General features: G+C 41.8%; 22 protein-coding genes. 12 read left to right on the top strand and 10 right to left on the bottom strand.

What is annotated here, in order from left to right:
- A complete protein-coding gene (locus ACY8DT_RS07195) occupies positions 1–1,215 on the top strand; it encodes an NRAMP family divalent metal transporter (RefSeq protein ID WP_462419655.1) in 1,215 nt (404 codons plus the stop codon).
- Positions 1,216–1,233: 18 nt separating this feature from the next.
- Positions 1,234–2,001: a putative hydro-lyase gene (locus ACY8DT_RS07200; protein WP_462419656.1), complete on the top strand. Its 768-nt coding sequence runs from the start codon at positions 1,234–1,236 to the stop codon at positions 1,999–2,001.
- Positions 2,002–2,168: 167 nt separating this feature from the next.
- Here ACY8DT_RS07200 and ACY8DT_RS07205 read toward each other — a convergent pair whose 3' ends face one another.
- Positions 2,169–3,290 (bottom strand): tyramine oxidase subunit B, encoded by a 1,122-nt coding sequence (locus tag ACY8DT_RS07205; RefSeq protein ID WP_462419657.1) that lies wholly within the window; start codon positions 3,288–3,290, stop codon positions 2,169–2,171.
- Between the two features lie 172 nt (positions 3,291–3,462).
- Between ACY8DT_RS07205 and ACY8DT_RS07210 the strand changes: the two genes are divergently transcribed.
- Positions 3,463–4,320 (top strand): MurR/RpiR family transcriptional regulator, encoded by an 858-nt coding sequence (locus ACY8DT_RS07210; protein WP_462419658.1) that lies wholly within the window; start codon positions 3,463–3,465, stop codon positions 4,318–4,320.
- Between the two features lie 37 nt (positions 4,321–4,357).
- Here ACY8DT_RS07210 and ACY8DT_RS07215 read toward each other — a convergent pair whose 3' ends face one another.
- Together ACY8DT_RS07215 and ACY8DT_RS07220 are read right to left on the bottom strand one after the other, a co-directional pair.
- Positions 4,358–5,371 carry a YeiH family protein gene (locus ACY8DT_RS07215; RefSeq protein WP_462419659.1) on the bottom strand — a complete coding sequence of 338 codons (1,014 nt, stop codon included), beginning with the start codon at positions 5,369–5,371 and terminating at the stop codon, positions 4,358–4,360.
- Between the two features lie 74 nt (positions 5,372–5,445).
- A complete protein-coding gene (locus ACY8DT_RS07220; RefSeq protein WP_462419660.1) occupies positions 5,446–5,676 on the bottom strand; it encodes a hexameric tyrosine-coordinated heme protein in 231 nt (76 codons plus the stop codon).
- A 224-nt stretch (positions 5,677–5,900) separates the two neighbouring features.
- On the opposite strand from ACY8DT_RS07220, the gene ACY8DT_RS07225 reads away from it, so the two are divergent.
- Together ACY8DT_RS07225 and glnA are read left to right on the top strand one after the other, a co-directional pair.
- Complete coding sequence (locus ACY8DT_RS07225; RefSeq protein ID WP_462419661.1) at positions 5,901–7,268, top strand: MBL fold metallo-hydrolase; 1,368 nt, start codon at positions 5,901–5,903, stop codon at positions 7,266–7,268.
- Positions 7,269–7,408: 140 nt separating this feature from the next.
- Complete coding sequence (gene glnA, locus ACY8DT_RS07230) at positions 7,409–8,743, top strand: type I glutamate--ammonia ligase (protein ID WP_462419662.1); 1,335 nt, start codon at positions 7,409–7,411, stop codon at positions 8,741–8,743.
- Between the two features lie 51 nt (positions 8,744–8,794).
- Here the strand turns inward: glnA and ACY8DT_RS07235 are convergent, their stop codons facing one another.
- From ACY8DT_RS07235 to ACY8DT_RS07250, 4 genes are read right to left on the bottom strand one after another with little or no spacing between them, the layout of a single operon-like run.
- Complete coding sequence (locus ACY8DT_RS07235; protein ID WP_462419663.1) at positions 8,795–10,225, bottom strand: sodium:solute symporter family protein; 1,431 nt, start codon at positions 10,223–10,225, stop codon at positions 8,795–8,797.
- Between the two features lie 19 nt (positions 10,226–10,244).
- Positions 10,245–10,391: a hypothetical protein gene (locus ACY8DT_RS07240; RefSeq protein WP_462419664.1), complete on the bottom strand. Its 147-nt coding sequence runs from the start codon at positions 10,389–10,391 to the stop codon at positions 10,245–10,247.
- A 25-nt stretch (positions 10,392–10,416) separates the two neighbouring features.
- A complete protein-coding gene (locus ACY8DT_RS07245) occupies positions 10,417–12,087 on the bottom strand; it encodes a hydantoinase B/oxoprolinase family protein (RefSeq protein ID WP_462419665.1) in 1,671 nt (556 codons plus the stop codon).
- Positions 12,080–14,155: a hydantoinase/oxoprolinase family protein gene (locus ACY8DT_RS07250; protein ID WP_462419666.1), complete on the bottom strand. Its 2,076-nt coding sequence runs from the start codon at positions 14,153–14,155 to the stop codon at positions 12,080–12,082. Before ACY8DT_RS07250 ends, ACY8DT_RS07245 begins: the two co-directional genes overlap by 8 nt.
- Before the next feature lie 197 nt (positions 14,156–14,352).
- Between ACY8DT_RS07250 and ACY8DT_RS07255 the strand changes: the two genes are divergently transcribed.
- Positions 14,353–15,699 carry a M20/M25/M40 family metallo-hydrolase gene (locus ACY8DT_RS07255; RefSeq protein WP_462419667.1) on the top strand — a complete coding sequence of 449 codons (1,347 nt, stop codon included), beginning with the start codon at positions 14,353–14,355 and terminating at the stop codon, positions 15,697–15,699.
- A gap of 38 nt (positions 15,700–15,737) precedes the next feature.
- Here the strand turns inward: ACY8DT_RS07255 and ACY8DT_RS07260 are convergent, their stop codons facing one another.
- Positions 15,738–16,406 carry a type 1 glutamine amidotransferase domain-containing protein gene (locus ACY8DT_RS07260; protein ID WP_462419668.1) on the bottom strand — a complete coding sequence of 223 codons (669 nt, stop codon included), beginning with the start codon at positions 16,404–16,406 and terminating at the stop codon, positions 15,738–15,740.
- Positions 16,407–16,589: 183 nt separating this feature from the next.
- Here ACY8DT_RS07260 and ACY8DT_RS07265 point away from each other — a divergent pair, with 183 nt between their 5' ends.
- The 4 genes from ACY8DT_RS07265 (at position 16,590) to arsC (ending at position 20,788) form a co-directional block, all read left to right on the top strand.
- Positions 16,590–18,656 carry a heavy metal translocating P-type ATPase gene (locus ACY8DT_RS07265; RefSeq protein ID WP_462419669.1) on the top strand — a complete coding sequence of 689 codons (2,067 nt, stop codon included), beginning with the start codon at positions 16,590–16,592 and terminating at the stop codon, positions 18,654–18,656.
- 108 nt (positions 18,657–18,764) lie between these two features.
- Entirely contained in the window at positions 18,765–19,082 is a 318-nt protein-coding gene (locus ACY8DT_RS07270) for an ArsR/SmtB family transcription factor (RefSeq protein WP_462419670.1), read from the top strand.
- The gene (arsB, locus tag ACY8DT_RS07275) at positions 19,082–20,371 is read left to right on the top strand and encodes an arsenite efflux transporter membrane subunit ArsB (RefSeq protein WP_462419671.1); all 1,290 of its coding nucleotides are present in this window, start codon (positions 19,082–19,084) and stop codon (positions 20,369–20,371) included. The genes ACY8DT_RS07270 and arsB overlap by 1 nt, the downstream gene beginning before the upstream one ends.
- Before the next feature lie 15 nt (positions 20,372–20,386).
- Positions 20,387–20,788, top strand: a complete 402-nt coding sequence (arsC, locus tag ACY8DT_RS07280) for an arsenate reductase (thioredoxin) (protein ID WP_462419672.1) — start codon at positions 20,387–20,389, stop codon at positions 20,786–20,788.
- Positions 20,789–20,816: 28 nt separating this feature from the next.
- Here arsC and ACY8DT_RS07285 read toward each other — a convergent pair whose 3' ends face one another.
- A complete protein-coding gene (locus ACY8DT_RS07285) occupies positions 20,817–22,598 on the bottom strand; it encodes an SLC13 family permease (protein WP_462419673.1) in 1,782 nt (593 codons plus the stop codon).
- A 301-nt stretch (positions 22,599–22,899) separates the two neighbouring features.
- Here ACY8DT_RS07285 and ACY8DT_RS07290 point away from each other — a divergent pair, with 301 nt between their 5' ends.
- The gene (locus tag ACY8DT_RS07290; RefSeq protein WP_462419674.1) at positions 22,900–23,619 is read left to right on the top strand and encodes a type 1 glutamine amidotransferase; all 720 of its coding nucleotides are present in this window, start codon (positions 22,900–22,902) and stop codon (positions 23,617–23,619) included.
- 46 nt (positions 23,620–23,665) lie between these two features.
- On the opposite strand, the gene ACY8DT_RS07295 is transcribed toward ACY8DT_RS07290, so the two are convergent.
- Complete coding sequence (locus ACY8DT_RS07295) at positions 23,666–24,319, bottom strand: SDR family oxidoreductase (RefSeq protein ID WP_462419675.1); 654 nt, start codon at positions 24,317–24,319, stop codon at positions 23,666–23,668.
- 166 nt (positions 24,320–24,485) lie between these two features.
- Here ACY8DT_RS07295 and ACY8DT_RS07300 point away from each other — a divergent pair, with 166 nt between their 5' ends.
- The gene (locus tag ACY8DT_RS07300; protein WP_462419676.1) at positions 24,486–25,532 is read left to right on the top strand and encodes an FUSC family protein; all 1,047 of its coding nucleotides are present in this window, start codon (positions 24,486–24,488) and stop codon (positions 25,530–25,532) included.
- The last annotated feature ends 67 nt before the right edge of the window (positions 25,533–25,599 follow it).

Below are 25,599 nucleotides of genomic sequence, written 5' to 3' on the forward strand. Positions count from 1 at the left end.
ATGGATAAAGAAAAACCGAAAATCACACCGGCGCAGCGGCGATTGCTCTTTGGCTCAGTCTTTCTAATGGCGACTTCCGCAATCGGCCCTGCGTTTCTTACCCAGACAACAGTGTTTACAGAACAGTTTTTGGCAAGTTTCGCATTTGCGATTGTCGTATCGATCATCATTGATATCGGTGCACAGCTGAATATATGGAGAGTGCTCAGTGTTTCGGGCAAGCGGGGTCAGGAAGTGGCGAATGAAGTGGCACCGGGCTTAGGTTACGTCGTTGCATTCTTCATCGTTTTAGGCGGGCTGGCATTCAATATCGGTAACGTTGCCGGTGCCGGGCTCGGTTTTAATGCAATATTCGGCCTGGATGTCCGAATCGGTGCAGCGATTGCCGGTGCATTTGCGATATTTATATTCCTTGTGAAGAACGGCCGTGCTGTGATGGACGTAGTGACACAAGTTTTAGGTATCCTCATGATCGGAATTACTGCATTTGTCATGATCCAGTCTAATCCCCCATACGGGGAAGCGGCGTTCAGAACTTTTGTACCGGAAGACCCGATTGGAATGTTTGTACCGATTGTAACCATAGTCGGAGGTACCGTCGGTGGTTATATTACATTTGCAGGCGCACACAGATTGATTGAAGCGGGTATGACAGGCAAAGAAAATATACGCTTTGTGAGTCATGCAGCGAACTATGGTATTTTAACGACCGGTATTATGAGAGTGCTTTTATTCCTTGCAGTCCTTGGTGTACTTGCTCAGGGTGCGGTATTAAGTGAAGAGAACCCCCCTGCCTCAGTGTTCCAGTTTGCATTAGGCGACATCGGAATGCAGGTATTCGGTGTGGTGCTGCTAGCAGCTGCACTGTCATCAGTAATCGGTGCAGCTTATACAAGTGCATCATTCTTAAGATCGTTCCACAATATTTTTGAAAAATATAATAACGTGGTCATTGTTGTGTTTATTGTGTTTTCAACATTAGTATTCACATTTGTCGGACAGCCGGTGACGCTGTTGATCCTTGCCGGTGCATTCAACGGGCTGATTCTTCCATTGACACTCGGCGCGGTGTTACTTGCCTCAAGGAAGAAAAAACTCGTCGGCGACTACCGCCACCCTGCATGGATGATCATCTGGGGCGTCATCGCGGTAATTGCAACCGCAATCATCGGTATTCTGTCACTTGGCGGACTGGCTGATTTATGGACAGGTTAATTGAAAGAGGTGGATAGAATGGATGCAGTCACTATTAGAAAACGTATAAGAAGCGGAGAGCATCAAGGGACGACATCAGGCCTAGCCGGAGATAAAGTGCAGACGAACCTAGTGATATTACCCAGGAAATACGCATTTGATTTTCTGTTGTTTGCACTTAGAAATAAAAAAGCGATTCCTATTATAGAAGTGCTCGAAGACGGACAGTATGAAAGCCATTATGCGAAGGACTCTGATATCAGAACCGACATTCCAAAATATAATATTTACAGATCTGGAGAACTGATAGAGACGGTGGATGAAGTGGCGTCCTACTGGCAGGATGATTTTGTTACATTTCTGATCGGATGCAGCTTTACTTTCGAGCAGGCCATTATGGATGGCGGTATCGATATCAAGCACATTAAAGAAAAAAAGAATGTGGCGATGTATAAGACCAATATTGATGCCGAGTCCGCCGGTGACTTTCACGGACAGTCTGTGGTCTCGATGAGACCGTTTAAAAAGGACGAAGTGGATAAAGTAAAAGAGATTACCGAACAGTTCCCGGATATGCACGGCGGACCCGTTCATGTCGGAAGCCCTGCAGACATCGGTATTGCCAATATGGAACAGCCCGACTACGGAGAGGCAATCGATATTGATGAAGACGAAGTTCCCGTCTTTTGGGCATGTGGTGTAACACCGCAGAACGTTGCATTAAATGCAAAACCGGATGTCATGATCACCCATCTGCCGGGGCATATGTTCATTACAGATATTAATAATGATAAGTTTAAATTGTGAATTATTTTTCTGAAATCGATTTGAAGGTGCCGGAATCCAGGTTGTAATCGAAATTTGATCTCGAAATCAATGTGAGTGCATCAGAATCATGGTACAAATCGAAAAAGTATTTACAATACAAAAAAGCGGCTGAAAACCTCAAGGTTTTCAGCCGCTTTTTCCTTTAATTACACCAAATGTGACTGTTCCCACAAAGGCAGTTTGATGCCTAAATCTTTCTTCATGGCATTTTCGTAAACCTGCCAGCCCCAAGCGATATCTGCAGTAGGCAGACCGCCCATGACAGTGATGATGATTTCCTCCTCGGATTGTCTGCCTGGACTCTTGCCCGTGACGATATCTCCGATATCATCGACTTTAGCCGGGTCATATTCACCTTGCTGGACTAAATCCAGCAGCTGACCTGACATCGCCCATGAGCGGATGCTGTCGATACCATCGGGATGTTCGATGCCGTCAGTCATCCATGACTTATGCATGCTCCATAAGTCTGCGACGATACGATTGTCATTATAAGCCTCTTCACTTAAATCTGCAGCGCCTGTCAGTAACACTAATGCGCCGGGCTTCAATAATTTATCATCGATGACCGGTTTTACTGCACCGGAAGTTGCGACTGTTAAAATATCAGCCTCGCTGATACAGCTCTCAATGTCTGTAACGACTTCGACAGGCCTGCCTGTTTTTTCTTTTATTTTTTCAGCGATCACTTTACCTTTTTCTTCATTTATATCAAATAAAATAATCTTTTCCACTGAATTGATTGTCGTATTGATCGCATCGATGCAGGACTGGTTAATTGCCCCGCCGCCGACAGCGCCGATAACTTTTGAATCTTTTTTAGCCAGATATTTTGCGACCACACCCGGGATGGCACCTGTTCTCATTGAACTGACCAGGTTGCCGGCCATAATTGATAATGGCGCACCGGTCTCTTTATCGTTTAAAGTGAAAGTGTGAATGGATCTTGGAAGACTTCTTTTCTGATTTTCAATATTTGAACCGTACCATTTGTTACCCATCACATTGAAACGGCCGCCCAAATAAGAAATCAGCGACATGAACCGCCTGTCCGGACCGGCGACCGGCATATTCTTATGCGGTTCCTGTTCATTGAACCACAGCATCAAACCATGCTCGTTGCGATTCGGTCCGCCGAGAATGTAATCCTCCCTGCCCATCAGTTCAAACATTTCCTCCATCACGTTCACGCAGGATGCCATATCGAGTACACCAGCTTCAATCATGTCCTCTTCCTTTAAAAAAAGAAGTTCGACTTTCTCTGTCATTTTTCTGCCTCCATATAATATAAATGTTAAAATAATTAAAACCGCTTACACAATTGCGACGATTGGCCCCTTAATCAGGTTTCAATCAATATAACACCATCTTAGGAATAAAACAACCGATTAAATTTATAAAAGGAATATTAATTCCTTTTTAATATTCAGGAGTGATTGAGTGACTAATACAGATTTACTGCAAAAGATTATTAATAAAAAAGATGATCTGCCTAAAAAGCAGAAAGAATTCAGTGACTACATACTGGAGAACTACCGTCAAATCGGAATAAAGCCCATTGGAAAGATGTCTCAGGATTCAGGCGTTGGTACAACAACGATACTCAGAACTATAAAGCAGTTCGGGTACGATAATTTAAATGATTTTAAAAAGGATATACATCTGGTGGTCATCGACAGCCAGACGCCAAAGTGGTGGAATTTTGAGGACAACGATAAAGAAACCGACCGGCATACGGACAATAATATAAAAAGGACTTGGGACAAGATTAATCAACTGCAGCACTACACGATGACTAAAGATTTGGAAACAAATATTGAAGCAGCCGTTAAACGGATGACAGAAGCTGAAAGAATCAACGTGTTCGGTCTCAGAACCTCTAGATCTGTCGCATTGTATCTTGAGAACTCGATTAATGAATTCAACCCCGTGTGTCAGCAATTGAGCTATGAACCGCATTTCATATTCGACCGTCTGTATCATATATCTGATCAGGAAGTTATCATTCTCATTGCTCTGTCCCCTTTTACCAAAATGACATATGAAGTCGCAAAATATTGTGCCGAAAAGAATATTGATGTGATTCTGATAACCGACAGTGCCGACAATTCAATGATTCCATATGCTAAACATGTTTTAAAACTCGCACGTTCTGAAGATCATTATTCACTTGTTCCTGCCATTTCACTTGTTGAAACTCTGACTGTCATATTCGGTTCCAACGTCGATCGGAAAAATGCTGAAAACTTAAAAGAAGTCGGCAGACTGATTGTTGATAAAGATATTACGATGACATAAAAAGAGCTGAAAATCCTCAAAGGATTTCAGCTTTTTTCTAAATCATTAAGAAAGTAAGGATGGATAATCCGACAGAAACGATGATCATAGCCATCAATGGCCTGAATGCTTTAGTACGCACATCCTTCAGGCTGACGTTCAGTCCAAGTCCTACCATGGCCATGGTCAGTAAGAACGTTGACAAATCATATATTCGCTCAATCACTGTTTCAGGTATGAAAATCACGGGGCCGATTATATATGTATTTATCAAACTCATAAAGACGAAGCCCAGCAGGAACCACGGGAACTGTACTTTGATTTCACCGGCAGCCGACTTTTTCTGATGCCGCCTGACAAAATATACAATGATAAAACATAATGGAATCAACAATAGGACACGTCCGAGCTTTGCAAGAAGAGCAATGGCCAGAGCATTGTTCCCTGCAGGCTCGGCAGCAAGTGCAACATGGGCAAGTTCGTGCAGACTCATTCCCGTCCATGCACCGTAGTCATTATTGGAAATGTCCAGTACCGGACGTATCAATATATATCCGATTGAAAATATTGTACCGATGAGTGCAATGATGCCGACACTGATTCCGGTATCTTCATCTTTCGCTTTTATGATGGGTGCCACAGCGGCAATGGCAGCAGCACCACAGACGCCCGTCCCCACCCCGAGGAGCAGTGAAAGTTTGAATTCAGCCTTGAATAATTTAGCGAGACCGATTATTGACAGGACAGCAAAAGCGATGACTATCGTATCTTTGATCAGAAATTCGAGTCCTTCACCCAGTATGATATTTATGTTTAAACGGAGGCCGTATAAAATGATGGCGGCACGCAACAGCTTTTTTGATGAAAAAGTTATACCGCTGTTATATGTATATGGAAAACCAAAAATCTGCCGGTATACGATTGCGACAATAATCGCACTGCCTAGAGGTCCGATGAGATAGAACCCGGGAAATAGAGCAACGATGTATCCCACAATCGCCATGATAAATGTAATGCCCACACCAATCAGCCATTTAAGCCGGGGATTTAATCCACTGTCTGAATCAGTCATTCTTTTCACCTCCATATGAAATTTCCGCATAATTTAAAGACAAACCATATTTTAATGATCTGTCTCAGCTTACACTATTTATCTTTCCAAAAGTCATTTGCCTGGGAAATTGTTTGGAAATGTATCGCTATCACTTCGGATGCATGTGTTAAATTTGTTGCATCTCCTATATAATCCGGGTACATTTTTTTACGGGTTTCCAAATCAGGTAAAATCGTGGATATCGCTTTTCTGGAGAGCTGTACAGCGAGCTGATACCCCTCTTCCGGAGTTTCAGTAATTAGAGAAGATATTTCATTAGACATATAAATCCTCCTATAAAACAATTCAGGTTAAATATCATTATATCTGAATTACAGTGGGCATGAAACGTTTAATGGTAAACATAAAGGAGAAACTGTGAAATTTATATTAATAAAGTACATTTCACAGAGTGCGGGTCAGGATATTCCTTTCAATCTTATTTTATAAATAAAGTAAGGATAATGATCTGTTTGCATGAAAATAATAATTACAGAGGTGGATAAATATGTTCTTTAAACAATTTTATGATGAAAAGTTATCACAAACATCGTATATGGTAGCCTGTCAGAAAACTAAAGATGCAATTATCATCGACCCGAGCCGTATTCTGGATGAGTATGAAGCAGCAGCCGACAAGCAGGGTTATAATATTACCTCTGCAACAGAGACGCATATACATGCAGATTTTGCATCTGGTTTAAGAGATGCTAATAGGAAGTTTGGTTCTCAATTATTTGTCTCCGATGAAGGTGATGAAAACTGGAAGTACGAAAACATGCCGGAAGATACGGTCTTCCTTAAAGATGGTGATACGATCAATGTGGGAAATGTTGAACTTAGAGTGATGCATACGCCGGGGCACACGCCGGAAAGTATCACATTTATCCTTACAGACCACGGTGGCGGAAGTACTGAACCCATGGGAATGTTCACCGGCGATTTCTTATTTGTCGGTGATATCGGACGTCCAGATCTGCTGGAAGAAGCGGCTAAGATGGAAGGTACGACTGGGCTTGGGGCAAAGGAGATGTTTCAATCATTAAAGAAACTGAAAGATTATCCGGATTTTCTTCAAATTTGGCCGGGTCACGGTGCCGGCAGCCCATGCGGGAAAGCTTTAGGTGCTGTACCATTATCCACGTTAGGTTATGAACGCCAGAATAACTGGGCTTTAAAAACAGATCACGAAGAAGAATTTATCAAGGAATTGGTAAGCGACCAGACTGAACCGCCGACACACTTTGCCCACATGAAAAAAGTGAACAAAGAAGGATTACCTGAGTTTAAGTTGAAAGAAGTGAGGGTCGGTACCCCTGAGGAGCTGGCCGGCCAAATATTTGACTTAAGAAGCAAGGAAGCATTTGCTGAGGGATTTAAAAAAGGATCGATCAATATCCCTTTGAATGATAAATTTCTGCAGTTTGCCGGATGGTATGTGGATTACAAACGACCAATGACTTTGATTGCAGATCCGGAAAAAAGCGAGATGCTGCAAAAAGATTCTGCTTCCATAGGATTTGATGATATAGAACTGATTGTGCCCGAGGATAAGGTAGGTCAATATGCAGATGCATCTTATGAAAACATCTCACCTGCTGAAATGACAGTTGATTACGAAAATAAAAATATACTTGATGTCCGTTCAAAGTCAGAATATCAAGAAAGTAATTTAAACAATGCGAAACATTTACATTTCGGACAGTTGACATCCGACGGTAAAGAAGTACCGTTCGATAAAAATGAGGAGATTTATGTACACTGCCAGTCAGGTGTGCGCTCAGCGATAGCCGCCAGCGTATTAAAAGGTCATGGCTATGACAACGTAATCAATGTCGAAAAAGGATATAACGGAATAAAAAATGAGATGAAATGACGAAATTCCTCTAAATGAAAAAGATTTTGTAATATACGTTTAACTGTCTGCTGAGAGGCTATACTAGTATACAGGGATAAATATTACAGAAACAAGTATGTCTAAAATATTAAAGAATCATAAGGAGCGTGTGTTATTAAATGGCTGAATATTCAAAAGAGGATATTCTTACAAGTGTTAAAGAAAGTGGCGTGCAGTATATCAGACTTCAGTTTACAGATGTGCTGGGTGCAATTAAAAATTTGGAAATACCAGTGAGTCAATTGGAAAAAGCAATAGAGGGGGAAATGATGTTCGACGGTTCCTCTATTGAAGGATTTGTACGGGTTGAAGAATCTGATATGTATTTAAAACCTGATTTGAATACTTGGGTGGTGCTGCCTTGGACAGAAGGCGAGGACAAAACTGCACGTTTAATCTGCGACATTTATGATATTAACGGTGAGCCATTTATCGGGGATCCAAGAACCAACTTGAAAAGAATTATCAAAGAGATGCGTGAACTTGGGTATGAGGAGATGAATCTGGGACCCGAACCTGAATTTTTCTTATTTAAATTGGATAAAGACCGTAACTATACAACCGAACCAAATGACTACAGCGGATACTTCGATTTAGACATCACCGACACAAGCGGTCAATGCCGTCGTGAGATAGCAAGAACATTGGATAAGATGAATTTTGAGGTGGAAATGTTCCATCATGAAATCGGTCCGGGACAGCATGAAATCAGTTTTAAGTATATGGATGCATTGACAGCGAGTGATGCGATTCAAACTTTCAAACTTGTCGCTAAAACTATTGCAAGAAAATATGGGCTTCACGTAACATTTATGCCAAAACCATTATATAAGCAGCCGGGAAGCGGTATGCATTATAATGTTTCTTTATTCAGAGAAGGGAAAAATGTTTTCTTTGATGGTAATGATGACTTTGGTTTAAGTGAAGAGATGAGATATTTCATGGCAGGGTTATTAGACCATGCGAGAGCTTATACAGCAGTCTGCAATCCTTTGGTCAACTCCTATAAAAGACTGGCATCAGGATTTGAAGCACCGAGATATATTGCATGGAGCGGCCGTAACAGAACACCGCTCCTTAGAATTCCATCAAGCCGTGGTGCAGGCACCCGTGCTGAAGTCAGATCACTGGATCCTTCTGCGAATCCCTACATGGCAACAGCAGTCATTTTAGCAGCAGGGCTCGACGGTATTAAAAACAAAACAGACTTGACAACACCTGTTAATGAAAATATTTATGAGATGACTCAAAAAGAGCGTAAAGCTGAAGATGTGGAAGATTTGCCAACTACCCTTTACACTGCACTGAAAGCGATGAGAGAAGATGATGTAGTAAAGGATGCCCTCGGTGAGCATATTTATGAGCATTTTGTTGAAAACAAGATGCTTGAATGGAGAGATTACAGTGCACAGATCACACCTTGGGAAATAGAAGAGTATTTGGGAGATTATTAATAGAAATCAAAAAAGCAAACCTGCTGTCAAAGCAGGTTTGCTTTTTTAATGTTATTCATTTACAGTTGCTTTTTTTGAATCTTTCCAACCCCTGGTTTCAATGAAAGTGCCGATTATGAGCGTAAGTACAGTAACGGGGATGCCGACAAGTACCGGGTCGACCGCCCAGACGAAAACAACAGCACCGTCATCCGTCCCCAGCTGCTCTCCTATAACGACCAGTGTTATCGTTGTCAGAGCGCCGAGTATCATTGCTGATATAGTACTGTAATAAGCCCTTCTGGCACGTTTCCAGAAAACAATCGCGAGCAGAACCGGTGATAATGATGAAGCCATTATACGTCCGCCTGTAAGTAAAAGCTCTAAAATATAAGGTAACGATCTTGCAATTAACGCCCCTGTTATGGCAACCACTACAACAGAAATTCGGGATACCAGTACGACACTCTTTTCTGAAGCATCTCTGTGAATCCACTGTTTGTATATATCATTTGAAATATTCGATGCTGTAGTCAACACTGTTGAAGATAATGTCGAGATGCATGACGATACAATAATTACTGCAAACAATAAACTTCCCAGCGTACCAAATAATCTTGTAACACTTAAGTAAGCATCATCAGGAGTAATATCAGGAAAAATGACGAGTGCAATGACCCCGATGAAGAACGGCACCATATACCAGATGATGGTAATAATTCCTGCGTAAAGGAAACCATCTTTAGCAGCTTTATCTGATTCAGCTGACAAGCCGCGTTGAATTAACGTTTGATAAGCGATGGTGGTCAGTGCACCTAATAATACCCATCCAACTATTTGCGGCCCGCCTGCAAACCACATATCGCTATGTGTTTCAGGAATGGCGTTCAACAAAGTATCCCAACCGCCGACGTAAGCGATAGCAAGAGGTATCAAAATTGTCGTCCCGACTAATAAAATCACCGATTGTATCGCATCTGTGATCATAACTGCCCACATGCCGCCGGTTACAGTGAAGAACAGGGTGACAAATACAGTGATCACCAGTGCCAAATCAATTGAAATATCAAAAACAGAGCCTAAAACAACTGCCATTCCAATCGCTGCACCGGCAGTTACCCCCATGTCCCTCGCCATGACCAGAAGGACAGAGGTGACTTTATGCTGCCAGCCGAACATTCTTGAGAATAGTTCAGGTATAGTGACAATACCTGTTCTCCGCAGTTTCGGTATGAAATAGTAGCCAATCCAGATCAGTATAGCCACAAATCCCATAGAGGAAAAATATGCTGTAATACCAAGTGAATAACCGCTGCCGCCATACCCGAGCAATGTTGCCGAGTTGATCAAAGTGGCGACAATACCACCCGTCACGAGCCATGTCGGCACTTGACGGCCAGCAAGGATATAATCACTGGAATCTTTCTTTTTCATCAGTCTTGCTGCTAAAGGACCAGCAATCAACAGCCCACCGAAGTAAATAACAAATATAGTTAAAGCCATAATTTCCTCCTTTGTTTACCTAAATTGTTAAAATGACCTGCCATAAATAAACATATACCAGTGCAACCACATGAACTAATATTGCGAGTCCGATCACTTTTCCCATCGGGGACTTTATTTCATCCATTTCATCAAAATATTCACGTTTATGTTTATATTTTTCCATAATTCAGCACCCCTTCAAATTGGAATTATTTACTGTGATTATAGTCTTTCTCAGCCTGTTCTTTTGAGATGAAACCAAGCTCGATATCTTTCTTAATATCTTCAGCATCTCTTTCTTCAGGTTTGCCGTAACCGCCGCCGCCGGCAGTCTGCAGCCTGATGGAATCTCCTTTTTGAACAGTTCTTGTTTCTTTGGATTTGATTTTTATTTCTTCGCCGTCATTTGTGAAAATAGTGCATTTTGAAGTCTGCCCGCCTTCACCGCCAAACAACCCCCATGGTTGATTTTTCGCACGGTCGGCTGTCAGTGTAATTGTAAAACCATCGTCCAGCAATTGTATTTCACGCTGCAGCCCGGTACCGCCGCGATGTTTGCCTGCACCGCCGCTGTCATCGATATAACCGTAATTTTTAACACTGAAAGGGAAACTCTGCTCCATGACTTCGACAGGCGTATTCAAAGTGTTAGTCATATTCGTATGAACGCCGTCCATTCCGTCCATATCATCCAGTGCACCCTGGCCACCGCCGTAAGTTTCAACATATGAGAAGTATTTCCCTTCTTCCTGGTTATAGCCTCCGATTGAAAAGCCTGTCATCGTACCGGAACATGCGGCCATTGACCTTTCAGGCAATACATCTGCCATGGCGCCGAAAATTGTATCGGCAATCCTTTGCGATGTGTTCAGGTTGGCGTTGGACACCGGTGCCGGAAAATTAGGATTCACGACCGTCCCTTTTGGTGCAACGATATTTAAGCATTTGTAAGTCCCTGCATTTGGAGGCACATCCGGTTCCAGCAATGACTTGATCGAGTAGTAGACACACGCGCTTGTCACGCCAAGAGTAGAATTCATCGGGCCAGCCGTCTGTGGATTGGAACCGGTGAAGTCTACAGTGATTTCATCATCGTGGACAATGACTTTGGCTTTGACGACAATCTCATCCTCAGTGATGCCATCTCCTTCCAAGACATCTTCGAAACTGTATTCACCGTCAGGGACTTCTTTTACTGCAGCACGCATACGTCTGTCAGAGTAATTTATAATTTCTTCCATGCTGTTGAAAATATGATCTGATGAGTATTTATCAATCAAATCAGCCAGACGCTGCTCTGCTACCGAGTTTGCTGCCAGCTGTGCATAAATATCACCCAGGACTTCATCTCCCGTACGCACGTTTGATTTCAACAGACGGATGATTTCATTGTCCAACTCGCCATTTTTACGTACTCTGACACCTGTTAGACGCAAACCTTCATGGAAAATTTCCGTTGCTTTAACGGACATGCTTCCCGGAGCAAGTCCGCCGACATCGACATGGTGTGCCACGTTGGATGCGATGGCGACAAGTTCACCCTCATGAAATATCGGACTGACCATAAAGATGTCAGGCAGGTGGGAGCCGCTGACGTAAGGGTCATTGATTAAAATGGCATCACCAGGATTCAAATCCTCTTCAGGGAACATTTTAAGCACTTCTTTGACCACAGAAGGCATCAAACCCAGATGAAGCGGCACATGTTCTGCCTGTGCAACCAGCTCGCCGTCTTTAGTATATAAAGCTGTTGAACAGTCTACACGGTCTTTTATATTCGTTGATAAAGCGGTTTTTATCAAGGTGACACCCATCTCTTCAGCGATGGTGTAAAATGAGTTTTTCATAACTTCCAATGTAATTCCATCTATTTTAGCCATTGAACTTCTCCTCCTTGGTGGCAGAGCTGATATTTTCTATAATCAAGTTGCCGTAAGTATCCACTCTTGTCGGCTGATCCGGATATATTACTGTAGTCGAATCCAGCTGTTCAATAATTGCCGGGCCTTCAAAGGAATAATCCAAGTATAGATCAGACCGTTGAAATATTTTTGTTTCATGGAATTCTCCGTCAAAATAAACATCACGGGTTGTATATGGTACATCAGCACCGGATCCAGCCTCCAGCTTCTTACTTTCAAGTTTTTCGATTAAACCAAACGAAGAGAGCCGGACATTGACGGTTTCCAGTTTTTCTTCGGTACGGCTGAAGCCGTAGATTCTCTCATGTATTTCATGGAAATTCCGGACTGCCTTGTCAAGAGCAGATTCGTCTGCATCAGCATCCTCCAACTCGACGTTTATGTCATACGCCTGACCAGCATAACGCAAATCGATACTGTAGATGATCTCTGTGTGTTCATCATCAAAACCTTGGGCTCCCAATGTTTCACGTGCAACATTTTCTAAAGCTTTAAGAGATTGATTTAATCGGTCATAGTCAATGGATGATGTTGTAGAGATGAATGAATTGACATAGTCATGGCGGACGTCAGCAATTAACATGCCCGTTGCACAGTTAATGCCGGGACTGAACGGCACAATGACATTTTTACTTTCCAGCTCATGTGCGATATCTACGGCATGAAGCGGCCCTGCTCCACCAAAGGCAAGCAATGAGAAATCACGGGTATCATGTCCTTTTTCTACAGATACTACACGGATTCCCCTGACCATATTTGCGTTGACGACTTTCAATATTCCTTCGGCCGCCTCCTCGACAGATAAGCCGAGCGGTTTTGCAATTTTTTCTTCAACTGCTTTTTTTGCACCTTCAAGGTTCATCTTCATTTTGCCGCCGAGAATCGAATCCGGATTCAATCTGCCTAAAATAGCATTGGCATCGGAGACTGTCGGTTCTGTACCGCCTTTGTTATAACATACAGGTCCGGGATCTGCTCCGGCACTGTGCGGTCCGACTCTGAGAGCACCACCGGAATCAATCCATGCGATACTGCCGCCCCCGGAGCCGATTGTATGCATTTCCACCATCGGCACATTAATGGGGAAGTCATTAATCCGGCTGTTTGTAGTGTATTGCGGTTCCCCGTCATTTATTAATGCAGCATCCAGGCTTGTCCCGCCCATATCGATCGTAATCAAGTTGCCTATACCAGTCTGTCTGGCAACATCCGTTCCGGAAATGACCCCGCCGGCCGGGCCCGAGAGGACTGTTCTCACAGGTTGTTCCACCGCTGTATCCGTCGTGATGATGCCGCCGTTACTCTGCATGATGTAAAGTTCGCTGGAGATACCATACTCTTTGATGGATTTTTCCAGATCACGGAGATAAAAGTGCATTTTCGGCATCACATAGCCATTGACTGCAACTGTACTGGTGCGTTCGTATTCTTTTATTTCCGGCAGGATATCTGCAGAAATGGTAATGGACAAGGCCGGGAATTCCTCGGTCAGCATATCTCTGAGTTTAACTTCATTTTCATCGTTTAAAAATGAGTTGATAAGACAAATGACCAGTGACTCTATATTGTCCCTCCGGATCATCTCCATAAGCTCATTGATATCTTCTCTTTGAAAATCTTTGGTGACTTCACCTTGAGCGTTGATGCGTTCATCGATTTCCCATCTGAGATTTCTGGGAATCAGAGGTTTTGAGCGGCGGACTCTGAAATTGTATAAATCAGGACGGGTCTGACGGCCGATTTCTAAAATATCTTTGAAGCCCTTAGTTGTAATCAGCGCTGTTTTAGCGCCCTTCCGTTCCAATAGTGTGTTGGTGGCAACGGTTGAACCGTGTGTGAAAAAAGAGATTTTATCTGTAGGGATATTATTTTTCGATAAAATCTGTTTTACTCCGTCCATTACTCCAATCGCACTATTTTCTGGAGTGGAAGGCACCTTTGTCACTAGAATATCACCTGTCGCTTCAGCAATTAAAGCCACATCTGTAAAGGTACCGCCTGTGTCTACTCCAATTCTGTATTTCATGAAGTTCCTCCTTTTTAATATAACTAAATTTTCTTAATTCATAAAAAATACTATCATCATTGTTACTTTAAGTAAAATGGCTTGTCTGTTTTTTTCAGATATGTGTACATATATAATATTTATAGAGAAATATCATTTTGGATAAAATGATAGAATATATACAAGGAAAATAATATCCAGATCAGGGGAGGGTTTTAATGAGTTATAGAAATATTATTGAAGAAAATAAAAATCAATATTTAGAAGAATTGTTTGAAGTGATACGGCAAAAAAGTATCAGCGCTCAAAATGTGGGGATAGAAGAATGTGCACAACTGGTTTCAGAGAAGATGCGTGAAGCTGGTGTAGCGCATGTAGAAATCATTGAAGGAGACCACAACCCGGTTGTTTACGGTGAACATATTGTTTCTCCTGATGCCATGACTTTACTTATATACGGCCATTATGATGTACAGCCGCCGGATCCGATAGAAAAATGGGATTCCGAGCCTTTTGAACCGACCATACGAAACGGTAAGATTTTTGCCCGTGGTGCGGGTGATAATAAAGGGCAGTTTATGGCGCAGATCCTCGCTTTTAAAACTTATATTGAAGCACATGGAAATGTGCCGATCAATATCAAGTTTTTAATCGAAGGTGAAGAAGAGATAGGCAGCATCAATTTAGAGCCCTTTATTGAAAAATATAAAGGGAAGCTCAACGCTGACCTGGTGTACACATCCGACGGACCGATGCTCTCAGATGGCAGCCCTTATTTACTGTTAGGCGTAAGGGGTTTGCTGTATGTTGAACTGAACGTGCAGGCGTCAGATTTTGATAACCACTCCGGCAATAAAGGCAATATCGCAAATAATCCTGCATGGGAACTTGTAGAGCTGCTTAATACGATGAGAGATAAAGACGGCCGGGTATTATTGGAAGGATTTTATGATGATGTGAAGGCACCGACAGATTTAGAAAAAGAATTGCTGAGACAGTTGCCCTTTGAAATTGAAGATATCCGTAAGGATGCCGGGGATGACTCCATCGATATGACAAAAGAAGAATATTATCATAAATTGTGTTTTGAACCCACTTTTAACATCGCAGGGTTTACCAGCGGCTATGGCGGCGAGGGTGCAAAAACCATTATCCCTTCCAGCGCAAAATTGAAAATGGATATACGGCTGGTGATGGATCAGAATCCTGAGAGAATATTTAAATTATTAAAAGCGCATGTAAATGAACATGCACCAAATGTAGATATTAAAACATTAGGCATGGTCTCCCCTTCAAGAACCTCTGCCGACTCATCGTTCATCGAACCGATACGTCAGGCAGTCGAAAGCGGATTTGAACGCCGCGCCTATATCCAGCCCAGTATGGGAGGCAGCATCCCTGATGCGTTATGGTCGAAAATTTTGGGAACGCCATCTGTTGTAGTGCCATATGCAAATGCGGATGAAGCCAATCACTCACCGAATGAAAACATGGACGTGGATAATTTCTATAATGGTATCAACAGCACCTGTTTAGTGATTGATGCGCTTGCCGGGTTAAAATAATCAGAGAAAATCCCGGGTGATTTTCACCCGGGATAAAATTATTTAAGTCTGTTGATTACAGCTTCTGCGACACCTTCTGCTGAAGCGGGGTTTTGACCGGTAACAAAATTACCGCTTGAGACGACATTCTCTTCCATTTCACGGCCTTCAACAAAACCTGCGCCGTTCTCTTCCAGTTTTGACTGAAGAAGGAAAGGCATATCCTCTGTAAGATTCATAGATTTTTCTTCAACATTTGTAAACCCTGTGAGCTTGATACCATCAACGAGATATTTACCGTCCTTCGTTTTGGCATCAGCAAAAGCAGCAGGGCCGTGACATACTGCACTGATGATTCTTCCATCATCCTTGAAATAAGCCATAATGTTCTGAAGGTCTGGATTTCCAGGGAAATCATACATTGCGCCATGGCCGCCGGCTAAGAATATTGCATCATAACCTTCATATACCAGGTCCCCGAGACGTTCAGTCTCTTGGAGAAGTTTAGTCACTTTGGTAAATTTCTCATCATCATTTCCATTTTCCACTGAATTTGGATCTATGGGTACATTGCCACCTTTAGGTGACGCAATATCAACTTTGAATCCGGCGCTTTGAAAAGCGATATAAGGCTCTGCTGCTTCAGATAACCATACCCCTGTCGGTCTGTCTTTATTACCCGCTATTCTATCATGATTTGTAACCACTATAAGTACAGATTTACTCATATTGATATCCACTCTCCTTTCCTTTGTTTTACCCTAAAGCACGCTTGAATAATCTTTATTTATGTATTAAAAAGAGATTAAAAAATCAATATTGAAAGGCGACTTTTATTAAAATTGACTTATACCCCTAAGGGGTATATAATGAGTGTGAAGATAAATATATATGGAGGGAGAAGGGTTAAGATGCCACACAGCCGGCATGAAGAAAATAATCACTCGCATCATCACAGCCATGATGTTAAGAATCATGGGCACCATCACCATGATCACGACGACCATAGCGGACATGACCACCATCATGGTGACTTCAAACAGAAGTTTTTCGTCTCGTTAATTTTCGGTATTCCTATACTGTTTTTAGCACCCATGATGGGTATTACACTTCCATTTCAATTTACTTTTCCCGGTTCAGACTGGGTAGTGTTGATATTTGCGACAATATTATTCATCTACGGCGGACAACCGTTTTTATCAGGTGCAGTCGCTGAACTGAAAGATCGTAAGCCGGGTATGATGACGCTAGTGGCGATGGGTATATCCGTCGCTTATGTATATAGTCTGTTTGCATTCTATATGAACCACTTCGGAGCTACTGATGCTCATACGATGGATTTCTTTTTTGAGCTGGCTTCATTGATACTGATCATGTTGTTCGGTCACTGGGTCGAAATGAAAGCAGTGGGCAATGCAGGTGATGCATTGAAAAAGATGGCTGAACTGCTGCCGAATACGGCGGTGTTGATAGATGATGCTGGTAATACTAGAGAGGTAGAATTATCTGAAGTTAATGAAGGAGATACGGTTCAGATAAAGGCAGGAGATAATATACCTACTGACGGTAAGATTATATCAGGAAAAAGTTCAGTGGATGAATCTCTTGTGACAGGCGAATCGAAGAAAGTTGAAAAAGCACTTGATGATGAAGTGATTGGCGGAACTGTGAATGGTTCGGGTACCATCATAATTGAAGTGACAGGCACCGGTAAGAGCAGTTATTTATCACAGGTGATGGGTCTTGTAAGTAAAGCACAAAGTGATAAATCGAGAGCAGAGCTGATGTCGGATAAAGTTGCGGGGTATTTATTCTACTTTGCGTTAAGTGTCGGTATAGTAGCATTCGTTGTCTGGTTGATGATTCAGGGAGATGTGGATTTTGCCTTACAGAGATTGGTTACGGTTCTCGTAATCGCTTGTCCGCATGCGCTTGGTCTTGCCATTCCATTAGTGACAGCACGTTCAACGTCGCTTGGAGCTAAAAACGGTTTGATTGTGAAAAATCGCGAATCACTCGAGACAGCAAAACACTTAGACTATATCATGATGGATAAAACAGGTACATTAACAGAAGGAAACTTTGCTGTTAACCATGTTGAAAGTTTTAATGATAAGTATTCTGATGATGAAGTGCTGGCTCTGATGGCAGCGATTGAACAGAGTTCATCACATCCGCTTGCTGAAGGTATATTGGATGAAGCTGGCTTTAGAAAAGTGGATATCCCAAGAGCGGAAAATGTGAATAATATACCCGGGGTCGGTTTAGAAGCTCTTATTGATGATAAAGATATGAAAATCACAAGTGTTTCTTACCTGAAAGGTAAGAACATACCATATAATAAAACACAGTTTGCAGAATTAGCCGGTCAGGGCAACTCAGTGAGTTTTCTTGTTGTTGACGGTGAGAATTATGGAATCGTGGCCCAAGGTGACAAGATTAAAGAAAGTGCCAGAGGTATGATAAATGAAATTATTGAACGGGGCATTCGTCCTGTCATGTTAACAGGTGATAACAGGCAAGTGGCAGAAGCGGTTGCAGAGGAACTTGGTATTGAAGAAGTCAGTGCAGAATTGATGCCTGAGGATAAAGAAGAAATCATCCAGGACTATCAATCTCAAGGTAAAAAAGTCATGATGGTTGGAGATGGAATTAATGACGCACCGAGCTTAGTACGTGCTGACATTGGTGTGGCAATCGGTGCCGGTACCGATGTCGCGGTTGAATCGGGAGATATCATCTTAGTGAAAAGTGATCCGGCAGACATTATTCACTTCCTTTCTTTAGCGGAAAATACTGTGAAGAAGACAGTGCAAAACCTATGGTGGGGTGCGGGTTATAATATTTTAGCAGTTCCACTTGCAGCAGGTATACTGGCATTTATGGGATTGATCCTCTCCCCGGCAGTCGGAGCAATATTGATGTCGCTGAGTACAATAATAGTTGCCATAAATGCGATGACTTTGAAAATGGAATAATAATTGATTAAAAAGCAGGGCTGAAAAGTCCTGCTTTTAATTTGATTAAATCTACATTGACCACAATCTATATAGAGGGTAATATATATAGTGAAAGGTGGAGATGACATGACGTATGAAAACTTATCAAATACATTAAAAATAATTGCAAATCCAAACCGTTTGGAAATACTGGATCTATTATCGTGCGGTGAGCTATGTGCGTGTGAACTCTTAGAGTATTTCGATTTTTCGCAGCCGACTTTGAGTCATCATATGAAAGCTTTGGCTGATAACAATCTGATATCGTCCCGCAGAGACGGCAATAAGAGGATGTACAAATTGAATGACGAAGTGCTGAAGGAAGTCAGCACTTATATCAATTTAATTGCACAGGACAACGATGAATGTGTTTGCAAATCTATAGACAAAGGCGAATGTGTCTGATGACAACTTTGGCGATAATTATATTTTTACTCACATTGATATTTATCATCTGGCAGCCCAGGGGACTGGATATTGGCATCACAGCGACGTTAGGAGCAGTTCTGGCAATAATAACCGGTGTCGTCTCTTTCAGTGATGTCATAGAAGTTGCAGATATTGTCTGGAACGCCACATTGACCTTTGTGGCTGTGATTATCATCTCTTTGATATTGGATGAAATCGGCTTCTTCGAATGGTCGGCAAGGCACATGGTTAAAGCGAGTAAAGGCAATGGTATTAAAATGTTCGTCTACATAATATTACTCGGTGCAATCGTTGCGGCATTTTTTGCAAATGACGGAGCGGCACTTATACTGACGCCTATTGTCCTGGCAATGGTACGCAATCTGAAATTTGAGGAAAAGGTCGTATTTCCATTTGTACTGGCAAGCGGATTTATCGCAGACACTGCTTCATTGCCGCTTATTGTGAGTAACCTTGTGAACATCGTCTCCGCTGATTATTTTGGGATAGGATTTTTGGAATACTTAAGCCGTATGCTGATACCCAACTTATTTTCGATTGCTGCGAGTATTGTGGTTCTGTTAATTTACTTCAGAAACTCTATACCGCGTAAATTTGAAGAGCAAAATCTGGCTGAACCCAGAGCGGCCATTAAAGATATAAAGCTTTTCAAAATTTCCTGGGTAATACTCGGTATTTTGCTTGCAGGATATATGGCAAGTGAATTTGTTGCCGTGCCTGTATCATTTATCGCAGGAATTACCGCAGTCATATTTTTAATGATGGCAGGCAGATCGCAGGCTGTGAATACCGGAGAAGTCATTAAAGGTGCCCCGTGGAATATCGTCATCTTTTCTCTAGGGATGTATATCGTTGTATTTGGTTTAAGAAACGCGGGTATTACAGATTTACTGGCAGATGTTCTGACAATGATTGCCGGACAGGGTCTGCTTGCAGCAGTTATGGGCATGGGCTTCATCGCTGCATTCTTATCATCTGCGATGAATAATATGCCTACAGTGATGATTGATGCGATAGCTATCGATCAGTCCGGTGTGCAGGGCATATTAAAAGAAGGTCTGGTTTATGCGAATGTCATCGGTTCTGATCTTGGACCTAAAATCACGCCGATCGGATCGCTTGCCACTCTGCTCTGGCTCCATGTTCTGACGCAAAAAGGAATGAAGATATCATGGGGCATTTATTTTAAAGTGGGCATAGTCATTACGATACCAGTGCTGGTATTTACACTTATCGGCCTTTATTTAACACTGCTCTTATTTTAAAAAGGAGATGGTTTAATGGATAAAAAGGTTATATATTTCATATGTACAGGCAATTCGTGCCGTTCGCAAATAGCTGAAGGCTGGGGTAAAGATATACTTGGCAGGGAATGGGAAGTATATTCAGCCGGTATAGAAACCCATGGAGTGAACCCGAAGGCCGTCCGGGCCATGGACGAAGCGGGGATTGATATATCATCACAGACTTCCGACTTAATTGATAATGATATTTTGAATCGTTCAGACCTGGTAGTGACATTATGCAGTGATGCAGATGAAAACTGTCCGGTCATACCTCATGGTGTGAAAAAGGAGCACTGGCCGTTTGATGACCCGGCTGGTAAAGACTGGCCGGAATTCCAGCGGGTGCGGGATGAAATTGGAGAAAAGATAAGGAATTTTAAAAGGACTTTCGAGTGAAAGTCCTTTTTTATATGAAAATCAAGCTCTAATACCATACAAAGTAGACTATTGTCGAGGTCATAATCATCGTAATGAATACTAATGGTGCGCCAATTTTTATATAGTCGCTGAATTTATAACCGCCGGGGCCGTAAACAATCAAGTTGGTCTGATAGCCGATAGGCGTGATGAAGCTGCATGAAGCGGCGATTGCAATGGTAACAATAAGTCCCATGTAAGGGACATCCAGCTGACTGGCAATCTCAAATGCGATCGGGAACATTAAAACTGCTGCTGCGCTGTTGGTAATCAGTTCAGTAAATATGTTAGTAACGATATATACGATAAATATAACACCGAGAATTCCAAGAGGGCGTGCAAAAGCCAGCATATTCTCTGCTATAAATTGAGCAAGGCCGGACTGGGTCATGGCTGCACCGATTCCAAACGCACTCGCTATCAATAAAATCACATCGAACTGGATGTATGTCAAAATCTCTGTCCAATTGATCAACCTGGTGATAATCAATAGAACGACTGCGATCAACATGGCTTCAAACATTGTCAGCAAGCCCAATGTAACAGAGAGGATCATTACCAATAATAATCCCAGGGCAAGGAAACCTTTTATGTTACTTTGTTTCAGACGCTCAGGAGGATTGACTGTTGAAACGACATAAAAGTTATGGGAATGCTGATGTTCCTGCACAAAGCTGTCTTCAGCGAGCAGCAGCAGAGTATCTCCGGGTTTTAACACGATGTCCCCCACCCGGCTCGTAATACGCTGGTTATTTCTGTGGACTGCAATTACACCAGCATTATACGTTGATCTAAACATTGAGCTTCTGATTGTTTTACCCAGCAGCCCCGAATTATGGGAGACGACTGCTTCGACAAGATGATGTTTATCATTTTGAAGAACTTCCAGACTCTCGTCAGTGCCTGTATCCAACGAAACCCCTTTTAATTTTTCGACTTCGGCTATTCTGTTGAGGGTGGCCGAAAAAATTATATTATCTCCCTTTCGTATAATGGTATTGGCGTTTACAGGAAAAATACGTTCCCCATCATATCTGATAATTTCTATAATATAAATCCCTTTCAGGGAATTTTTTGAAGCGGTGATGATTTTATCGTTGATATGTTCAAACTTCTCGCCTATTGTTGCTTCGGCTAAAAATTCCTTGGCTTCTTTACGAATCGTATCTTCGGCACCCAAATTGTTTGGCAGGATTTTATAACCGACGGTTAAAATATAAATCAGTCCGACTATGGCAATCGGCAGCCCGACAATCGTCAGAGTGAAAAAAGAAAATCCTTCGACACCTGCATTTATAAGCAACCCATTAACGATAAGGTTGGTAGATGTACCAATCATCGTAATTGTGCCGCCCAGAATGGTCGCATAGGATAGAGGGATTAAAAGTTTGGAAGGTGAAAAATTATTTTCTCTAGCCCAGTCCCTTAATATCGGGGTCAGTGTAATGACAATCGGTGTGTTGTTTAAAAACCCGGAAGCGAGAGAGATGGGTGCGAGCAGCTTCACCATGGATAAACGTAATGATTTTGATTTTCCCAGTATTCCGTAGATGAAATTTTCTATAATGCCATGTTTTTGTATGGCACCCGCAACTATAAACAGAAGCAGAACAGTAAGCATACCCTCATTGGAAAAACCGCTCAAGGCCTGCTCGGTGGTTATTGTGCCGGAAAGTAAAAAGATCACTAAGAAGAAAAATATGACAAAGTCAGCGCGGGCAACTTCGAATAGTAATAAACCAAGCATTATAATGATCATCAAAGCTACAAAAATCATTTCTACAGTCATGAAGGCACCCCTTTGTTCTATGAATAAAACATTAAGAATATTTTAGCATATAATCTAATAATCTTGAATTTTTATTCTCAATATTCAAAATACTGAAGCGATATTGATGCATGTCATGATTTGAAATGTTTAAGTTATAGTCATTTAGTTTATTTGATATATGTAAAGGTTAAAAAATAAATATTGAAATTAACAGACTGTTAGTTTGACCACAAAATACTTTTGTATTATAGTGTGTCGTATCGAGTTAAAATCGACTTAATTTCAAGGAGGAGTTTTATTAGAAAAGGAGGCAATTAATATGATCATACAAGTGATCCAACATGACCCGCTTTTACCATTAGGCTATATAAAAGACTGGGCAAATGAAAATAATTATCAAATCAATACTGCCAAAATTTATGAAGGTGATCCATTACCTGTGGACGAGACATTTGATCTGCTGGTTATATTAGGTGGACGCCAGACGGCATATGAAACTGAAAACTACCCTTTTGTGGTCGAAGAAACAGAGTGGTTAAAAAAGCTTGTTGATGAAAATCAAAGTATGCTGGCAATCTGCTTAGGCGCACAAATTTTATCAACCGCACTTGGCGGTGAAGTTCAGAGAATGGCACACATGGAAATCGGTTGGCATTATTTATATGAAGTGGAAGGAGCGACACAGCATCCGCTTCTGCAGGGGCTCCCTAGCGAAATTCGATTATTCCAGCACCATCAGGATTTCTTCACAATTCCGGAACGTGCTGAAAAAGTATATTATAATCAAAACTGTAATAACCAGGGATTCGTTGTGAATGACAATATTCTGGCATTGCAGTTCCATCCGGAAATCACACCGGACGGCATTGAGGACTTTTTAGCAAAAGACCAGATTTATGAGCCGGATGAAGAAGTGCTTGTCCAGACTGAAAAACAAATCATCAATGATGAAAAGTTCGAAGCAGGACGCAGGTATCTGTATAACCTGATGGACAACTACAAAGCTGTGATCAATCAACCACGGCCACATGAAGTTTAATATATAAGAGAAAAATCCAGGTCAGTATGACCTGGATTTTTTGGTTTTAGTATTTATATGACTGACCGCCGTCTATGTTGATGACTGCACCATTGATGAAGCCCGATACTGACAACAGGAATACTACCAGAGATCCGACTTCTTCGGTAGTACCAAAACGTTTTATCGGATTGACCGAGACGAATTCTTTTCCTGTTTCCTCCCAATTTTCCGGATCCATTCGTTTTAATGAGCCTTCCACCATTGCAGTCATAATGGCGCCAGGAGCAATAGCGTTAATATTAATGCCGAATTGTCCATACTCTACCACAGAGTTGCGTGTAAGTCCGAACACACCATGTTTTGTTGCTGAGTAGCCAGACTGGTCTCCGACACCTCGGATGCCTCCGACAGAAGCGGTATTGACGATTGAACCTTCACCCTGATCTTTCATGACTTTGAGCACATTTTTCATGCCAAAGAAAACACCATTCAAGTTGATGCGCACAACTTTTTCAAACTCTTCAGATGTATAATCTTCTGTTAAGTTCTGCTGACCTTCGATTCCTGCATTGTTAAAGAAACCATCGATTCTGCCGAATTTTTCAACTGTCTGTTTTACATAATTCTCTACATCTTCTTCTTTGGAAACATCAGTGGTGATTAAAAGAATGTCAGCTTCTGGTGTCTCACTGTTAATAAGTTTTTCAGTTTCTTTCAAACCATCTGCGTTCAAATCTACTGGAGAAAGCTTTGCACACTCTTTTGTAAATAGAATGTATAATACACTTATTTTATCATTTACAGCTGCTATCTTTAATTAATTTGCTCTGCCTTTATTTTTCACGTGAAACAATTTTTTCGGAAATTCATTAAGAGTGGAATGTTTGGTATCATTACATGTAGAGATTATTCAGAAAGAAGTCGATAGAATGTTTCAAATAAGAAAGATATTTGGTGAAAGGATTATAAAGACAGGAATTTCAACATTCATCACAGCTTTGATATGCATATGGCTGAATCTTCCGCCTATATTTGCTGTCATTACCGCAATCGTTACGATTGAGCCGACTGCGAAAGCATCTCTTAAAAAAGCTTATGTGCGTTTTCCGGCATCGATCATTGGTGCATTTATCGCCGTCGCATCTTTATTCATCTTCGGTGAAACAGCAATTACATATGCGATAGCTGCGACTCTTACGATATTTGTCACATACCGCCTGAAACTTTATGACGGCGTTCTGGTTGCTGCTATCACAGCAGTGGCAATGATTCCTTCTGTGCAGGATGCCTACCTTTATAATTTTACATCAAGGCTGGCAACGACGATGATCGGGCTGACTACGAGTACGGTGATCAACTACTTGATTTTGCCGCCACAATATATAGACCGGATAAAAGTGCTCGCCACGACATCCAAAAAAGACATTCAGCAACTGTTCCACAGACGTGTGGAAGAGCTGACCCGCGGGAAGCTCCAATCCGCCAAATCCGATAAAAAATATAAAGAAGTCCAGAAAATCATCGCAGAGGCCGAACAGCTGCTCCAATACCAGCATGATGAGTACAGCTATCACCGTTCTAACGAGGAGGGGCTGCGGCACTTGAATGATATCCGGAAAGAACTGCAGTTCATCAAAATCTATCTGACATATGTCGGCAATCTGATATACATCCCCCGCACTCTGAAATTGGAATTCTCTCCAAAAGAACTGGAAGTGCTGGAGAAAGTACTGCCGCTGATCAACGAAGATATGTCAGTTCTTGATATCGAACATCCCGTACTTGAAGAATTGCACGGATGCATTCTGGAACTCGACGGGGATGAGGTGTTCAAGGCCCATCTGCTCAATGAAATCATCATATTATTCAGAACGTTGATCAACCATGACAGGACGACTGAAATGACGAATGAAAAAGAGGATGCTGTGTGACTGCCCTGCCATTGTGGCCCGGCAGTTTTTTATTCTTAAATTGCTCTCAATGTGATAAATTTAAATT

It is taken from the genome of Salinicoccus sp. Marseille-QA3875, from assembly GCF_054950095.1.

What these genes read in the sequence shown, in the direction of transcription:
- ACY8DT_RS07235 (WP_462419663.1), bottom strand. Translation starts at nt 10,225, where the DNA reads ATGGCTTTAACTATATTTGTTATTTACTTCGGTGGGCTGTTGATTGCT.
- ACY8DT_RS07240 (WP_462419664.1), bottom strand. Translation starts at nt 10,391, where the DNA reads ATGGAAAAATATAAACATAAACGTGAATATTTTGATGAAATGGATGAA.
- arsB (WP_462419671.1), top strand. Translation starts at nt 19,082, where the DNA reads ATGACAACTTTGGCGATAATTATATTTTTACTCACATTGATATTTATC.
- ACY8DT_RS07195 (WP_462419655.1), top strand. Translation starts at nt 1, where the DNA reads ATGGATAAAGAAAAACCGAAAATCACACCGGCGCAGCGGCGATTGCTC.
- ACY8DT_RS07205 (WP_462419657.1), bottom strand. Translation starts at nt 3,290, where the DNA reads ATGACAGAGAAAGTCGAACTTCTTTTTTTAAAGGAAGAGGACATGATT.
- ACY8DT_RS07200 (WP_462419656.1), top strand. Translation starts at nt 1,234, where the DNA reads ATGGATGCAGTCACTATTAGAAAACGTATAAGAAGCGGAGAGCATCAA.
- arsC (WP_462419672.1), top strand. Translation starts at nt 20,387, where the DNA reads ATGGATAAAAAGGTTATATATTTCATATGTACAGGCAATTCGTGCCGT.
- ACY8DT_RS07290 (WP_462419674.1), top strand. Translation starts at nt 22,900, where the DNA reads ATGATCATACAAGTGATCCAACATGACCCGCTTTTACCATTAGGCTAT.
- ACY8DT_RS07285 (WP_462419673.1), bottom strand. Translation starts at nt 22,598, where the DNA reads ATGACTGTAGAAATGATTTTTGTAGCTTTGATGATCATTATAATGCTT.
- ACY8DT_RS07255 (WP_462419667.1), top strand. Translation starts at nt 14,353, where the DNA reads ATGAGTTATAGAAATATTATTGAAGAAAATAAAAATCAATATTTAGAA.
- ACY8DT_RS07220 (WP_462419660.1), bottom strand. Translation starts at nt 5,676, where the DNA reads ATGTCTAATGAAATATCTTCTCTAATTACTGAAACTCCGGAAGAGGGG.
- ACY8DT_RS07245 (WP_462419665.1), bottom strand. Translation starts at nt 12,087, where the DNA reads ATGGCTAAAATAGATGGAATTACATTGGAAGTTATGAAAAACTCATTT.
- ACY8DT_RS07215 (WP_462419659.1), bottom strand. Translation starts at nt 5,371, where the DNA reads ATGACTGATTCAGACAGTGGATTAAATCCCCGGCTTAAATGGCTGATT.
- ACY8DT_RS07265 (WP_462419669.1), top strand. Translation starts at nt 16,590, where the DNA reads ATGCCACACAGCCGGCATGAAGAAAATAATCACTCGCATCATCACAGC.
- ACY8DT_RS07250 (WP_462419666.1), bottom strand. Translation starts at nt 14,155, where the DNA reads ATGAAATACAGAATTGGAGTAGACACAGGCGGTACCTTTACAGATGTG.
- glnA (WP_462419662.1), top strand. Translation starts at nt 7,409, where the DNA reads ATGGCTGAATATTCAAAAGAGGATATTCTTACAAGTGTTAAAGAAAGT.
- ACY8DT_RS07270 (WP_462419670.1), top strand. Translation starts at nt 18,765, where the DNA reads ATGACGTATGAAAACTTATCAAATACATTAAAAATAATTGCAAATCCA.
- ACY8DT_RS07260 (WP_462419668.1), bottom strand. Translation starts at nt 16,406, where the DNA reads ATGAGTAAATCTGTACTTATAGTGGTTACAAATCATGATAGAATAGCG.
- ACY8DT_RS07225 (WP_462419661.1), top strand. Translation starts at nt 5,901, where the DNA reads ATGTTCTTTAAACAATTTTATGATGAAAAGTTATCACAAACATCGTAT.